The following is a 15,746-nucleotide window of genomic DNA, read 5'->3' as shown; positions in this document are numbered from 1 at the left end:
GACCGGGGCCGCAGCTGCCGGCACCGTTCCTCACGCCCGACGGGACAGGGGACCGATGAGCACCATCTTCGACATCCGCAACCTGCGATTGCCCAAAGTGTCCGCCCGGGTGGTGGTCGTCGCGGCGCTGGCGGCGGTGTTCGTCTTCACCGCGGCGGCCGCCGGGGTGCAGCTCTACCGAAAACTCACCACCACGACGGTCGTCGCGTACTTCTCCGAGACCCTGGCCCTGTACCCGGGCGACAGAGTTCAGATCATGGGCGTGCGGGTCGGTTCGATCGACAAGATCGAGCCGGCCGGCGACAAGATGCGAGTCACGTTGCACTACAACAGCAAATACAAGGTGCCCGCCAGGGCCACCGCATCGATTCTGAACCCGAGCCTGGTGGCCTCGCGCACCATCCAGTTGTCACCGCCCTACACGGGCGGTCCGGTGCTGAAAGACGGCGCGGTCATCCCGATCGAGCGCACTCAGGTGCCCGTCGAGTGGGATCAGTTGCGGGACTCCATCAATGGGATCCTGCGGCAGCTCGGCCCGACACCCCAGCAGCCGGCGGGGCCATTCGGCGACATCATCGAGTCGGCCGCCGACAACCTGGCCGGCAAGGGCAAGCAGGTCAACGACACCCTGAACAGCTTGTCGCAGGCGCTGACCGCGCTCAACGAGGGCCGAGGGGACTTCGTCGCCATCACCAAAAGCCTGGCGCAGTTCGTCACCGCGCTGTACCAGCACAAGCAACAGTTCGTCGCGCTCAACGACGACTTGGCTGAGTTCACCGACTGGTTCACCAAGTCCGATCACGACGTGAGCGACACCGTCACCCACCTCGACGACGTACTCGATGCCGCCCGAAAGTTCCTGAACGACAACGGCGCCCCGCTGACGCATGATGTCAACAACCTCGCCGACGTGACCACCACGATCCTGCAACCCGAGCCGCGAAACGGCCTGGAAACGGCCTTGCACGTGCTGCCCACCTTTGCGGGCAACTTCAACAACCTCTACCAACCCGCCCACAGCTCGCTGGTGGGCTTGTTCGTCTTCCCCAACTTCGCCAACCCGATTCATTTCATCTGCAGCGCGATTCAGGCCGGCAGCCGGCTGGGTTATCAGGACTCGGCCGAGCTGTGCGCACAGTATCTGGCGCCGGTTCTCGACACCATCAAATTCAACTATGGACCGGCCAGCCTGAACCCGTTCAACTCCGCGGCCACGCTGCCCAAGGAAGTCGCGTACTCCGAAGACCGACTGCACCCGCCGCCCGGATACAAAGACACCACCGTTCCGGGGATCTTCTCGCGCGACACCCCATTTTCATACGGCAACCACGAGCCGGGCTGGGTGGTCGCGCCCGGGATGCAGGGCACGCAGGTGCAGCCGGGCACCGCCAACATGCTCACCGCCGAATCGCTCGCCGAGCTCGTAGGCGGACAGGACATCGCGCTGCCTCCGCCGGGGACCAATGCACCCGGGCCGCCCAACGCGTATGGCGAGTCGAATCCCGCACCGCCGCCCTGGTTTCCGCGGCCCCCGGGGGCGGGCCGGTGAAGCGCCGCATGATCGTCGCGGGCCGCCGCGGACTGGTGTTACTGCTGGCCGTGGCGATGCTGGCGTCCTGCCATTGGCGGGGCATCGCCGACATGCCGCTCCCGGTCGGTCACGGTACCGGCAGTGACCATATGACCGTTTACGTGCAGATGCCGGACACGTTGGCGCTGAACACGAACAGCCGGGTGAGGGTCGCCGACGTGTGGGTCGGCACCGTTCGTGCCATCACGTTGAAGAACTGGATCGCCACGGTCAGGCTGGATCTCGATCCGGGCGTGAAGCTACCGGCGAATGCGACCGCAAAAATCGGCCAGACCAGTCTGCTGGGCACCCAGCACGTCGAGCTTGCCGCGCCGAAACACCCTTCCGCGCAGCAATTGAGGAGCGGCGACACGATCCCGCTGAAAAACTCCTCGGCCTATCCCACCGTCGAACGGACGTTGGCAAGCGTCGCGGTGATCCTCAACGGCGGCGGCATTGCCAACCTCGACGCGATCCAGACCGAGGTGGTCAACATCCTCGACGGTCACGCCGAGCAGATCCGCGAATTCCTGGGGCGGCTGGACACTTTCATCAGCGATTTGAGCCGTCAACGCGATGACCTCACCCGCGCAATCGATTCGAGCAACGAGCTCCTGAGCATCTTCGCGAACCGCAAAGACACGCTGGACCGGGTCCTGACCGATGTCCCGCCGCTGATCCGGCATTTCGCCGACACCCGCGAACTGTTCGCCGACGCGACGGAATCCCTGGGACGATTCAGCAGTGCCGCCCACCGGGCGCTGGCCGATACCCGGCCCAACCTCTACCGGAGCCTACAGTCGCTGCAGCGACCGCTGCGCCAACTCGTCCCGGCCTCGCCGTTCGTGGCCGGCGCACTGAAGCTGGGTCTCACGGCGCCGTTCAACATCGACGACGTCTCCCAGGTGATCCGCGGCGACTATGTCAATGTTTCCGGTGCGCTCGACCTGACCCTGTCCACCATCGATAACACGACGCTGACCGGCACCGGATTCTCCGGGGCGCTGCGGGCGCTCGAGCAATCATGGGGACGCAATCCCGACACCATGATCCCGGACGTGCGCTACACGCCCAACCCCAATGACGCCCCGGGCGGGCCGCTGGTGGAACGGGGCGAATGAAACATGCTGCCCCGCTTGATCAAAACCCAGCTGGTGCTTCTGACGGCGGTGGCGGTGGCCGCGGTGGTGGTCCTTGGCTGGTATTACCTTCGGATACCGAGCCTGGTCGGCGTCGGTCGCTACACCCTCTATGCCGAATTGCCGCAGTCCGGTGGCCTGTATCGAACGGCCAACGTCACCTATCGGGGAATCACCATCGGCAAGGTCACCGGTGTCGAACCGACCGAGCGCGGCGCCCGCGCGACGATGAGCATCGAGGACGGCTACCGAATACCCTCCGACGCATCGGCCAACGTGCATTCGGTCTCGGCGGTTGGTGAGCAATACGTCGACCTGGTATCGAACGCGAACCGGGGTCCGTACCTGGCAAATGGTCAGACGATTCGCAAAAGCACCGTGCCCAGCCAGATCGGTCCCGCGCTGGACGCCGCCAACCGTGGATTGGTGGTGCTGCCCAAAGACAAAATCGCCGCGCTGCTCTACGAGACGTCGCAGGCCGTGGGCGGGTTGGGGCCGTCGCTGCGACGCCTGGTGGACGCCACCCAGGCGATCGCCCACGACTTCCGGGGAAGTATCGACGACGTCGACGACATCATCGGACGTTCGGCGCCGATAATCGACAGCCAGGCGGATTCCGCTGGCACGATTAAGCGTTGGGCCGCCAATCTGAACACGTTGACCGCGCAGACCGCGCAGTCCGATCCGGCGGTGCGCAGCATTTTGGCCAACGCGGCGCCGACGGCCGCGCAGGTGAACACCACATTTGGCGACGTACGGGAGTCGTTGCCGCAGACGCTGGCCAATCTCGAGGTCGTGATCGACATGCTCAAGCGCTATCACAACGGCGTCGAGCAGGCGTTGGTGTTCCTGCCGCAGTCGGGTGCGATCGCTCAGTCGGTGACCGCACAGTTTCCCGGTCAGGCCGCGCTCGGCGTCGGCGCCATCTCGCTCAACCAGCCGCCGCCGTGCCTGACCGGCTTCCTGCCGGCGTCGGAGTGGCGGGCTCCTGCGGATACCAGCACCGCACCGCTTCCGGCGGGCACCTACTGCAAGATTCCGATGGATGCGACGAATGTTGTTCGCGGGGCACGTAATTACCCGTGCGTAGACGTGCCGGGGAAGCGGGCGGCGACCCCGCGGGAGTGCCGCAGCACCGAGCCCTACGTGCCGGCCGGAACCAACCCCTGGTACGGCGACCCGAATCAAATACTGACCTGTCCCGCTCCGAGCGCGCGTTGTGACCAGCCGGTGAAACCGGGGCTGGTGATCCCGGCTCCGTCGGTCGACAACGGCCTCAACCCGGCACCCGCCGATCAGGTGCCGGGTACGCCGCCGCCGATCAGCGATCCGCTGCAGCGTCCCGGATCGGGCAGCGTCTTGTGCAATGGGCAGCAGCCGAACCCGTGCACTTACACCCCGAACACGCTCCCCACCGCGCTGTACGACGTCCGCAGCGGCAAGGTCGTGGGCCCCGACGGTGTGGTGTATTCCGTTGCGAATTCGACCATCGTCGGGGACGAGGGGTGGAAGACGATGCTGGGGTCGGCAGGGTGAAGGGCCGTCCGCAGACGCGGCGTTACGAGTCCGTGTCGGCCGTGCCGCCGTTCTCGCGGCCGTGCCGACGCCACCTGCGGTATCCGCGATGTGCGGCGAACGCGCCGATGATGGCGGTCACGCACCACACCGCGATCGCCGCGTAGGCCAACGGCGATGACCGGTTCCCGATCGAGGCACCCAGCGCGGTGTAGACGAATGCCCGCGGCGCCGACCCGATGAAAGAGCCGACCGCCATCTGCCACACCGGAACGCCGAAGGCGCCGAACGTGTACGACGCAAGCGCGTCCGAGATCCCGGGGACGAAGCGCTGCCCGACGACCGCCCACAGCCCGTGTCGTTCGATCAGCGTGTCGAAGCGGTCGGCGCGTTCGTCCCCGAGCAGTCCCCGGGCGCTGCCTCGGCCGGATCGTCGGCCGACAAAACTCGCGACGATTGCGGTGCCCACCGTCGCGCCGAGCGTCACGAAGACGCCCACCAACGGACCGAACAACAATCCACTGCCCGCGGCCAGAATCGAACCCGGGACGAACAACGCGCCCACCAGCGCCGAGAGCACGACGTAGGTCAGCGGCGCCGCGGGCCCGGTCGCAGTCACGACACGCCGGATCTCGTCTATGTTGATCACCCGCGCGACGGCCACCAGATAGAAGACCAAGGCCAGAAACCCGCAGAACACCGCGAGCCGCACGATGTGGACCCGTCGCTGCGGGGGACCGTCACTGTCGTCCATGTCGGCGACGATTGTTCCGCATCGTCGCGTGCTGGCCGCACCCGGCTGATTCCAAGTCGCCGCGGTGCGGGCGTGATCGCCGTAGAGTGCCGCATATCGCGAACATCTGGTGAGAGGCATTCTCCGATGACCGAGCAGCCCGCGCCGCCGCAGGGCAAGCGGATCGTCGTCTGCCTGGACGGCACCGCCAATCAAATCGGGGCCGGGAATCTCACCAATGTCGCCAAACTGTTCGAGATGCTGGACAAGAACGATCCGGCTCGACAACTCGCCTACTACGACCCGAGAGTCGGCACGCTGGCGCCCGCATCGGCGCATTCATCGCTATCCCGAAAGCTGGACCTGCTGTTCGACCAGGCATTCGGCCTGGGTCTGAAAGACAATGTGGCACAGGCCTACCGCTATGTGATGCAGCATTGGCGTCCCGGCGACGCGATCTACATCTTCGGATTCAGCCGGGGTGCCTACACCGCGCGTGCGTTGGCCGGCATGCTGCTGCGGCCGGGATTGATGCGGCCCGGTTCGGAGAACCTGTTGCCGTACGCCCTCGAAAAGTACGCCGTAAACCGGTATTTCACGCAGGACGAATACGATCACTGGGCCGAGTTCGCCCGTGCGTTCTGCTGGCGCACCGAGAACGAGCCGCTGTTTTCCACCGTGCGGCAGAACAGTCCGAACCAGGTGTGGCACTACGCAGTGCCGGTGGCGTACCTGGGGCTGTGGGACACCGTCAAGGCCGCGGGCTTCCTGCGGTTCGGAAATCTGCGCTGGCCCTACACTCGCGCGCTGCCCAACGTGGCGCGCATCCGCCACGCCGTGTCGATCGACGAACGTCGCCGTCCCTATCGCGAATACCTCGTCGAACGGCACCCATTGGGACTTCAGGAGCGCTGGTTCGCCGGCGTGCACGCCGACGTCGGCGGGACGTTCATGCCCGACCACCGGCTTGCCACGATCGCGTTGAAATGGGTCACCGACGGCATCGTCGGTCAGCTGGCGCTCGACGCGGCGGCCTACCGGCGGCAGTGCGCGGTGGCAGAAGACTTCGCGGACGCACCGATTCACAACAACGGCAAGCTGTGGTACGTGGTCGGGCGCCGGCGCCGGCCGATGGGCCCCGACGCGCTGGTGCATCCCAGCGTGCTGGTGCGCCGCCGCGACAACCCGAGTTACCTTCCGACTCTCAGCGCCGAGCAGCAGCGGCTCAGCGCCGACCCGGAAGACTGGATCTCTCCCGCGTTGTGAAGGAGCAACCGCCATGGCACTGAGTTCCTTGACCGAACTGAACAAGTTCAAAGCTGCGCCGTTTCCGCCCGGCTATCCCGACACCACCCGAACCTTCTACAGCCCCGTCGACCAGGTGCACGACGCCCTCAAGGCCCTGTTGACGTCGGCCAGCAAGAGCATCATCGTGGCGATGTACGGCTTCGACGATGCGGAGCTCAATTCGGTGTTGCAGTCCGCATTGAACGACGAAAAGATCTACGTGCAAATGAGTCTCGACTCCACGCAAGCCGCGGGAGCCGCCGAGCGCCCGCTGCTGGCCCCGTGGCTCAACGACAAGATCGGCAACAGCATCGCGATCGGGCACAGTGAGAAGTCGGCGATCATGCACTTGAAGATGGTGATCATCGACGGCGTCGACGTCATTACCGGTTCGACCAACTGGTCCACCGGCGGAGAATCCAAGCAGGACAACCAACTCACCGTGATCCGGGATCCGTACGTATGCGCGGAGGCCCGTTCCCGCATCGACATCATCCACGACGGCATGCTCAAGCAGATGGCCGCGAAGGCTCGCGCCCCTAGCCCTGGCTGAACGATCGCAGTCGCTGCCGCAGGCCGGTGGCTCGCACCGCCCGGCGCTGCATCGCCGCGCGAATCGACGCCTCGGGGCCCGCGACCCGAACCTTAATCTTCGCCCGGGTGACCGCCGTGTAGAACAGTTCCCGCGTCAGCAATCGCGAATCCTCCGGCGGTATCAGCACCGTCACTTCGTCGGCCTGGCTGCCCTGGCTTTTGTGAATGGTCATGGCATGCATCGTCTCCACCTCGCCGAGGCGGCTGGTCGCGAAGTCCAGCGGCCCGGTGGCGCCGGCGACGACGGCACGCAGGCCGTCCGCGGCGGCCACGGCCACGCCGGTGTCGCCGTTGTAGAGCCGCAGCCCATAGTCGTTCGCCGTCACCAGCAAGGGACGGCCGGCATACCACTGCGACCAGGCCGGCTGGCCGGTCGCTTCGGCAATCCACTTCTGCACCTGCGTGTTCCAATGCGTCGCGCCGTACGGGCCCTCGCGGTGCGCACACAACAACCGGTGCTCGTCCAGCGTTGCCAACGCCTCGGCCGCCGCGCCCAGCAGCGCGGCCGAGCGCAGCCGCAGCGCGTGCGCGACCAGCACCTCACGCAGCCGCTCGGCCGGGCGCTCGGAGTTCACCCACTCGATGTGGTCACCGCCGGCCGCCAGCAATTGCACGACCCGGTCCGCGTCGCCGACCCGGATCGCCTCGGCCAGTGCGCCGATCGACGTGCCGAATCGGTGCGGTGTGTGCAGGGCCGCGACTCGCACGTCGTCGCGGTCGGCCAACCCGTCCACCAGGTCCGCCAGCACGGCACCGGCTTCCACCGAGGCCAACTGGTCGGGGTCACCGACCAGAATCAGGCGGGTGTCCGGCCGGACCGCCTCGACCAGCCGGGCCATCATCGTCAACGACACCATCGAAGTTTCGTCGACCACGATCACGTCGTGCGGTAGTCGATTGCCGCGATTGTGCTTGAAACGCACCGACGTATCCGGCCTGGGACCCAGGAGGCGATGCAGCGTGGTCCCGGGTAGGCCGGTCAGCCGCGCCCTGTCCGCCGCGGTGAGCTCCGCGCTTCCCGCGGCCACCGCCTCGGCCAGCCGCGCCGCCGCCTTACCGGTTGGCGCGGCCAGCGCAATCCGGGGTCTCGGCAGACCCGCACGCTCCGCCTGTTCGACCAACAGGGCGAGCAGGCGCGCGACCGTGGTGGTCTTGCCGGTGCCGGGCCCGCCGGTCAGCACGGTCAGCGCCTGCGCGACCGCGATCTCGGCGGCCGCCCGCTGTTCCTCATAGCCGGGGCCGAAAAGCCGTTCGTAGCTGGTCGATTCGACGGCGGCGGGGGTCACCGCAAGCGCGAGCAGGTCGGTGCACACCTGCTCTTCCTCGAGCCAATACCTGTCGAAATACAACAGGTCGCCGAACAACCGCAGCACCGGCGGCGACCCGAGCAACGCGCTCGCCCGCACCGCCGCCATCCAGTCGTCGGCGTCGGGCCAGGGCAGGCCGGCTTCGTCGATCCGGTCGTGCACCGCGCGCAGATCGACGCACACCGAACCACCCCGCAGCGCGCGGACCACCAGGGCGACCGCGAGCGCCACCCGCTCATCGGACTCGCCGGTGAGCGAGGTAAGACGTTGCGCCACATGGATATCGGCGGGCTCGAATACGCCGGCGTCACTGAATGTGCGCAGCAGCCCGGTCGCGGACACGACCTCCACCGTCACGCGGCCACCCCCTGAGCATCGAGCAGGTCCGACAGGGCCGTGATCAACGGCCAGGGCGGCCGCCAATCGAAGACACCCGCCGGGTGGCCGTCCAGCACGGGCGTCTGCTCGCCGCACATGCCCCGCACGAACAGGTAGAGGACGCCACCCAGGTGCCGGCCGGGATCGTAATCGCTCAACCGCCAACGCAAAAACCGGTGCAGCACCGTGCAATACAGCAGCGCCTGCAGCGGGTAGTCGGAGTGCAACATCGCCTCGGCCATCCGTGACCGGTCGTAATCGGCGGCGGTCAGGGGTCGCTCCGGGTCGCCGAGCCGGTTGGTCTTGTAATCCACCACCACGAAGCGGTGGCCCGATCCGTCGGGAACGCGGAGCACGGCGTCGATCGACCCGGTGAGGTATCCGCGCAGCGACTGATCGCCGAGGCCGTGCTCGGCCAGCCGGTCGGCATACGGTGCCAGCACATCGTCGTCCGGCAGGTGCGCGCGTAGCAGCGGCGCCAGATCCGCGAGCCGGACCTCCGGCGCCGTCGAGCGAAGGTCACCGCCCGCCAGGGGCAGCTCAAAGTCCAGCTCGCGCAACCGGTCCGGCAATCCGATCCGGCGCAGCGTCCTGCCATCCGTCAACGGGCCCAGCGGCGTGTCGTGCATCGGCACCATCGCCGCGGCCAGCTGCTCGGGGGCCGCGGCGACCGGCCACCACGCCCAGTGCGCCCGGATCTGCGTCTCGAGCTCGGCGGCCAGGTCCGCGGCCAACGGGTCGGCCGTCTCCAGCACGGCATGTACCAGGGTGCCGAAGGTGGCGCCCGCCGGCAGCTCCGCCATCGGCGATGGCACATCCGGCCCGGCCTCCGCCGACACCAACGGGATGTCGCCGGCCTCGTCGTCGAGTTCGCCGGCTTCGGGTTCGCTGCCCACCCCGCTGGCCTGCGCGGCCCGGATCAAACCGGAATACGAGGTGCGCCGCCAACCGGTGTCGATGCCGCGGTGAAAGTGGCGGTTCCCGAGGCGCTCGGGGGTCGGCTCGGCGGTCAACGACGGGGCGGGCGCCACCACCGATTCCTCGATGACCGGCCCGCCCGCCGCCTCCCACTCCCGCAGCCTGGCCATGGCATCGTCGTCGGAAATCCTGGCGGGCTCGCATCGGTCCGGCACCACCGGGTCGCCGGGCCGGCGGCCGCGCAGCAGCCGTGACAGGCCGCCGGTGGGTTCGTAATACGCCGGTGACCACCACGCCACCACCTGGGACTGGGCCCTGGTCAGTGCGACGTACGTCAACCGGCTGTCGTCGCTGGCGTCCTCTTTGCGCCCCAGCCGCTCAACGGCTTTGAAGTCGGGGCTGTCCTTGCCGCCGACGTGCAGGCAACGCGCGCCGTCCTCGTCGTGGAACAGCACCACGTCGCTGTCCTGGGTGGTGCGGTTGAACGCGAACGGCAGATACACGATGGGGTACTGCAGGCCCTTGCTGACGAAGACAGTCATGATCTGGACGGCCGCGGCGTCGCTGTCGAGCCGGCGATTGCGCTCCGGCGCGCCGCTGCGCTCATCACGCTGCCGCCGCAGCCAATCGCGCAGCGCGGGCAGGCTGTAGTGGTTGCGGTGCGCGACATCCTGCAGCAGCTGGGTGACGTGCGCCAGGTCGGTCATGTGTCGCTCACCGCCCTGCCAGGCGAGCAGGCGATTGCCCATGCCCAGCAATTGAGCGGCCTCGAAGATGGCCGCGACACCGCGTTCGCGGGCATGACCGGCCCACTCCCGCAGGGTTTTCGCGATCCGATCCGTGAGCGCGTCGCCGCCGGCGCTCAGCGATTCCGCGGTCTCACCGAAGAACATTGTCGCGGCGGCGGCGCGCACCATCCCCGGCCGGTGCGGTTGGTCGAAGGCCTCCAGCAGGCACAGCCAGTCCTCGGCGGCCTCGGAGGTGAACACGTCGGAGTTGCCCGTGTAGACCGCGGGGACGCCCGCCGCGCAGAGCGCCTTGAAGCACGCGTGCGCGTCGCGGTGCTTCTCCACGATCACGGCGATGTCGCGCGCCTGCAGTGGTCTACCGGCGAAGGTTGCACCGCTGGCCAGCAACGCGCGGATGTCGGACGCGAGGTCGGCGCCGATGTGTTCGCGCACCTGGTCGATCGGCAGGTTCTGGACACCTCTGCGCCCCAACGCCTTCCGTGCGACCACGCGCAGCCGGAAGGGATCATTGTGCGGCGCGCCGGCCAGCCGATGACCGCGGTGGTGTGCGTCGACGTCGTTCACCACGATCGCGGGGTCGCCGAGCTGCGCGCCGCGCAGCACCACCTGCAGCCGCTGCAGCAGCGCGGAGTCGCTGCGCCAGTTGGTGTCCAGCGTCTTGCGCTCACCGGCCGTCGCGGCGGCCCGCAGATACGTCACGATGTCACCGCCGCGGAACGCGTAGATCGCCTGCTTCGGGTCACCGATGAGGATCACTGTGGAGCGCCCGCTGAACGCCCGGTCGATCACCTGCCATTGCACCGGGTCGGTGTCCTGGAACTCGTCGACCATCACGATGGGCCAGCGTTGGTGCATGCGTAGGCGGGCGGGGGAGTCGTCGGTGGCCAGCGCGTCGGCCAGCCGGATCAGCAGGTCGTCGTAGCCGAGGACGCCCAGCCGGCGCTTGCGCGTATCCAGCTCCGCCAGAACATCTTTGGCGAATCTGACGTTGACTGCGGCCCGCGAATCCGGGTCCGGGTCGCGCGGCCGCAGCTCGGTCGACGGATTGTCGACGACCGCGCGCGCCAGCCGCAGCGCCTCACGGTAGTGCAGCGCCGGGTCGTCGCGCTCCTGGCCGAAGTGCGCCAGGTAGAGATCGTCGACGATCTCGGTCACCAGGTCGTCGAGGCTGTCGAGCAGCGTCACGCTGGCCGCGGTGTCCCCGGCCACGCCGAGCGAGCGCAACACCAGCTGGCAGAACTGGTGGGTGGTGGCGATCGTCGCCGCATCGAAGCCGGCCAGCGCGTCGCGAAGCCGCTGTAGGCGCGCCGTGCGCTGCCCGTCGGTGCCGTCCAGCAGGTACGCCACCACCTGGTTGTCGCCGACGGTCGATGGATCGGCAAAAGCTTTCACGGCATCGACCATTTGGCAGCGGACGCGTTCGCGCAACTCTTGGCTGGCGGCCCGGCCGAAAGTGATGAGCAGCATCTGGTCGAGTGAGGCGGCGCCGTCGGCGAGATACCGGGTCACCAGAGAAGCCAGCGCGAAGGTCTTACCGGTCCCCGCGCTGGCCTCCAGCACAGTGGTGGAGCGCTCGGCCGGCAGCGCACCCAACAGGTCGAAGCGCTCCATCAGGTGGGTTTCCTCTCGGCGCGCAGCATTGGCAGCCAGACCCGGGCGGCGTAGGCGCCGAGCCGGTTGTCCTCGCCGGCGCACTCCTCGCCCGGCCGCACCGGCTGCATCAGCTCGTCCAGCGCCGCGCCCTTGCCCCATGCGCGCGCGTGCGCCGGGGCCTGGTCCTCGCCAGGGAAGCGGTCGCTGGATTTCCATCGGTATCGCGCCTCGGCCACCGGGTCTTCGCCGCCGTACCGGGCGGCGGCCCAGGCGTAGGACGTCTTGATGGGCAACGGAATCGGCTCGCGCCGGCCGGCATCGTAGATCGCCACCAGCTCGCGCAGCACCTCGACGGCCTGCTGCCGGTCGCGCGGCGGGCCCAGCCCCTCGGTCCGGGTGCTGGCACCCCTGCGCATGCGGCCGACACACACCGCCGACCAGTCCCGGCCGGGATCGTGAGCCGCCAACGCCAGCAACGGGATCCACGATTCGAGCAGATGCTTGCCGTCCAGCCGCGAATACGTCACCGACACCAGGCGGTCGCCGTACACCGGCGACACCGTGCCGGTCAGTCGCCGCCCGCCCCCCAGTTCGATGTCGACGTCGTATGCTGCGGCGGTGCCGTGGCCGTGCGTTCGCCTGTGACCGAGCGCCTCGCGGGCCAACAGGGCGGCCTGGTCGCGGATCTCGGTGACCTTGCGCCAGCCCAGTTGGCCCGGCGGCAGCGTGCCGCGCCGCCACTCCGCCTGCCGCGCGTCGTCCGGAGTCATCCCGCGCAGCATGTCGCCCAGCATCCGGTCGCCGACCGTCCACTCTTCGAGGCCGTCGATGTCGACCGGCATGGCGTCCTGCACGCCGTCGACGTCATACGGCAGCGTGAATTCCAGTGCGCGGAAGAAGCCCTTCACCGGGTCTTTGAAGAAGCCGACCAGGTCGGCGAGGATGACGTCACAGGCCGGCGGTGGCGGCAACGGCGCCGAGATGAATCCCGGCCGCTCGCGGTGCTCGCCGGTGGCCGCGCGCGCCGCACGCAGCACCGTGGGGTCGAAACTGAACGGCACGTCCGGGACGAGCCTGCCGGGCATGACATTGCGAATGTCGTACGGCTGCAACGGATGTTCGACGACGATGCGCTCGCGCACCTTGGTCGGGGTGGTCACGTCGAGGGTGTCCAGGAGTTCGGCCAGCGGCACCGCCGGCGGGCGCGGCTGGCCCGAATATTCGTTGGCGCCGGTGTAGGTGATCACCAATTTCTCGGTGGCCGCGCCCACCGCGTCGAGCAGCAATTGCCGGTCCTCGGAACGGATGTCGCGTTCCCCGGTCATCGGGCACCTGGCCAGCGCGTCGTCACCGTCGACGATGCCGAGCCGCGGGAACAGCCCGTCGTCCAGGCCGACCAGGCACACCACGCGGTGTGGCACCGAGCGCATCGGCACCATGGTGCACACCGTCAGGGTGCCGGTGCGGAAGTTGGCCCGCGTCGGGCGACCGGCGAGGCGGTGGGTGAGCAGCGCGCGAATGTCGGGCAGCCGCAGCGCGGTGCCGCCCCGAGATCCGGCCTGCGCAAGGGTCTGCGCGAACTCGCGTTGCATCTGACCGGTCTGCCATTCGTCGGCATCGCGGACCCGCGTCAGCAGCGCGATGCCCTCGGTGAGGGAAGCCAGCCACTCGCTCAGCGGCCTGGTTTTGCAGAGCGAGTCGAGGACGTGCTGCAGTCGGGCGATGAATTCGGCGAACTGGCCGGCCAATTGGACGCGATTGCTGCTGACGTCGTCCAGCGGCAGCGTCGCGTCGATCCATGCGTTCGAATCGTCGGACATCGCGACGCCGGCCAGTATCCGGTCGATGCCGAAACGCCATGTGTTGTGCACGAAGTCGACGTGGTAGGGCCGCCGATGCTCCTGGTCCAGCCCCCAGCGGATGTTCGCCTGCCGGACCCAGCGGGTGATGGCCTCGAGGTCGTCATCGGTGAACCCGAATCGGGCCCGCACCGGCGGGGCCTGGGCCAGGTTGAGCACCTCGCTGGCCGTCACCCGCCCGGCCGCCAGGGCCAGCAGTTGCGCGGCCACACCCAGCAATGGGTTGGTCTGGATCGGCGAGCGGTCCGCGAGCCGGACTCGTAGCTGGTGGGCGGGATGGGCGCCGTGCACCACGTCGCCCAGTCCGAAGTCGGCCATGATCAGCGGCGCGTACGTCTCGATGTCCGGGCACATCACCAGGATGTCGCGCGGTTCCAGCGTCGGGTCATCCTGCAACAGGCCGAGCAGAACCTCGCGCAGCACGTCGACCTGACGGGCCGGGCCGTGGCAGTTGTGGATCTGTACCGATCGGTCGTCGGTCCGCATCGTGCGGCCAAGTGCGCGAACGGCATTAGCGGCGATGTCGGACTGCAGCCAGCCGAGCAGTGTGTCCGGGCGCGCGTCCCCGGCCAGATAGTCGTCGGTCGCGGGATCCGCCGGCAGGCTGCGTTGCAGCTCCCGCAGGTCTCGTCCCAGCGTCGCAAGCAGCGGGTGGGACACCGCGCGATGGCTGACGTCGTCGCGCCTGCGGATCGGGCCGTGGGTGCCGGCCAGCGCGCGCCAGAGCTCCTCGCTCGGGTGTGGTAGCCACAGATGCAGGTCGTGGTGGGTGGCGACCGCCTCGAGCAGCTCGACGTCGGTGCGGGTCAACCGGGTGTGCCCGAACAGCGACAGCCGAGGCGGCAGCTCGCTGGGCGCCTCTCGCAGTCGCGCGATGGTCTTGGCGTGGCGGATATGCGGCGGGTCGGCCGCGACCCGCGCCACCAGCGCCCGCCACAGCTCGGGCTGCCAGCGCAGATCCTCGTCGAGCTCGCCGGGGTCGTCGTTGCCCCAGTCGACGAGCAGTTGCGGGCGCTGGCGCGCGTAGGAGTCGAACAGGCCGGCCAGCCGTCGCGCCACCTCGTATCGACGGCCCCGGCGCAGCTCGGCTTCCGCGCCGGTGTGGAAGTGGCCCACATGCATGGCCAGCGTGCGGCACCACGGTTCGTCCAGCGAGCAGTCGATCGCCTCGAGCAGCGGCCAGGCCATGGCGTCCGGCGACCACGGATCGTCGTCTGCCGTGCCGGTGATTTCCGCGATCAACGAGCCCGGACTGCGAAACGCCACGCCGGCGCACACCCCGTCGCCGCGACGCGCACCGAGCACGTGCGACAACCGCTGGCTGAGCCAGCGTTCCACGCCCCGCGCCGGGACGACGACGAGTTCGGTGGCGAACGGGTCCGGCAGCGGGTTGGCCAGCAGAGCGCCGAGACCGTCGGCCAGAAGATCGGTGCGCTCGGCACGGTGTAGATGAAGCGGCATTGCGCTGTCACGATAAACCCGGACGCCGACGCGGGTGGGCGCTTACGGGCGCGGATACCCCATGGGAATCGGTGCCATGCGGCGCCGGTTGATCCAACCGAACAGTTACCGGAGGGACCCGAATGGAAGCTTGGGACGCGATCTGCGCACGTCGCAATGTCCGGGAGTATCAGCCGAGGCCGATACCGGCCGAGGATCTGGACCGCATCGCCGAGGCCGGTTGGCGCGCGCCGTCGGCGAAGAACCGCCAGCCGTGGGATTTCGTCATCGTCACCGACCGCGACCAGCTGGCCGAGTTGTCAACGGTCTGGCGGGGCGCCGGTCACATCGCCGGGGCCGCGGCCGCGATTGCGATCGTGGCCCCGGTGCCGCCCGACGAGCGCCGGGTGGTCACCGACAACTACGACGTCGGCCAGGCCACCATGGCGATGATGATCGCCGCCACCGACCTGGGGATCGGGACCGGTCATTCGTCGGTGGGGGATCAGGACAAGGCCCGCGCCATTTTGGGCGTGCCCGACGATCACCTGGTGGCCTTCCTGCTCGGAATGGGCTATCCCGCCGATCGTCCGCTAACCCCGATCCGCAAGCCGAACCGCCGCCCCTTCGCCGAGGTCGTCCACCACGGCCGCTGGTGACCGCG

10 protein-coding genes are annotated in these 15,746 nt (G+C 68.5%); 6 read left to right on the top strand and 4 right to left on the bottom strand.

Annotated features, from left to right (window positions below; genetic code table 11):
* Positions 1-55 precede the first annotated feature (55 nt).
* From AC5Y4H_RS09565 to AC5Y4H_RS09555, 3 genes are read left to right on the top strand one after another with little or no spacing between them, the layout of a single operon-like run.
* Entirely contained in the window at positions 56-1,549 is a 1,494-nt protein-coding gene (locus AC5Y4H_RS09565; RefSeq protein ID WP_499980768.1) for a virulence factor Mce family protein, read from the top strand.
* A gap of 8 nt (positions 1,550-1,557) precedes the next feature.
* Complete coding sequence (locus AC5Y4H_RS09560; protein ID WP_499980765.1) at positions 1,558-2,691, top strand: virulence factor Mce family protein; 1,134 nt, start codon at positions 1,558-1,560, stop codon at positions 2,689-2,691.
* Positions 2,692-2,694: 3 nt separating this feature from the next.
* Positions 2,695-4,245, top strand: a complete 1,551-nt coding sequence (locus AC5Y4H_RS09555) for an MCE family protein (protein WP_499980707.1) — start codon at positions 2,695-2,697, stop codon at positions 4,243-4,245.
* Positions 4,246-4,267: 22 nt separating this feature from the next.
* Here the strand turns inward: AC5Y4H_RS09555 and AC5Y4H_RS09550 are convergent, their stop codons facing one another.
* Positions 4,268-4,978 carry a TVP38/TMEM64 family protein gene (locus AC5Y4H_RS09550; protein WP_499980704.1) on the bottom strand — a complete coding sequence of 237 codons (711 nt, stop codon included), beginning with the start codon at positions 4,976-4,978 and terminating at the stop codon, positions 4,268-4,270.
* 126 nt (positions 4,979-5,104) lie between these two features.
* On the opposite strand from AC5Y4H_RS09550, the gene AC5Y4H_RS09545 reads away from it, so the two are divergent.
* Positions 5,105-6,223 (top strand): T6SS phospholipase effector Tle1-like catalytic domain-containing protein, encoded by a 1,119-nt coding sequence (locus tag AC5Y4H_RS09545; RefSeq protein WP_499980701.1) that lies wholly within the window; start codon positions 5,105-5,107, stop codon positions 6,221-6,223.
* Between the two features lie 13 nt (positions 6,224-6,236).
* Entirely contained in the window at positions 6,237-6,797 is a 561-nt protein-coding gene (locus AC5Y4H_RS09540; protein ID WP_499980698.1) for a phospholipase D-like domain-containing protein, read from the top strand.
* Here AC5Y4H_RS09540 and recD read toward each other — a convergent pair.
* Genes recD through recC form a run of 3 tightly spaced genes read right to left on the bottom strand, consistent with a single transcriptional unit; the run spans position 6,784 to position 15,103 of the window.
* A complete protein-coding gene (gene recD / locus AC5Y4H_RS09535) occupies positions 6,784-8,502 on the bottom strand; it encodes an exodeoxyribonuclease V subunit alpha (protein ID WP_499980692.1) in 1,719 nt (572 codons plus the stop codon). The genes AC5Y4H_RS09540 and recD overlap by 14 nt on opposite strands.
* Positions 8,499-11,801 (bottom strand): exodeoxyribonuclease V subunit beta, encoded by a 3,303-nt coding sequence (gene recB, locus AC5Y4H_RS09530; RefSeq protein ID WP_499980689.1) that lies wholly within the window; start codon positions 11,799-11,801, stop codon positions 8,499-8,501. The genes recD and recB overlap by 4 nt, the downstream gene beginning before the upstream one ends.
* Complete coding sequence (recC, locus tag AC5Y4H_RS09525; RefSeq protein ID WP_499980683.1) at positions 11,801-15,103, bottom strand: exodeoxyribonuclease V subunit gamma; 3,303 nt, start codon at positions 15,101-15,103, stop codon at positions 11,801-11,803. The genes recB and recC overlap by 1 nt, the downstream gene beginning before the upstream one ends.
* A gap of 122 nt (positions 15,104-15,225) precedes the next feature.
* Here recC and AC5Y4H_RS09520 point away from each other — a divergent pair, with 122 nt between their 5' ends.
* Entirely contained in the window at positions 15,226-15,741 is a 516-nt protein-coding gene (locus AC5Y4H_RS09520) for a nitroreductase family protein (RefSeq protein ID WP_499980680.1), read from the top strand.
* The last annotated feature ends 5 nt before the right edge of the window (positions 15,742-15,746 follow it).

Source organism: Mycobacterium sp. NGS58, from assembly GCF_059812385.1.
This window is presented reverse-complemented; position numbering and strand designations above follow the sequence as displayed.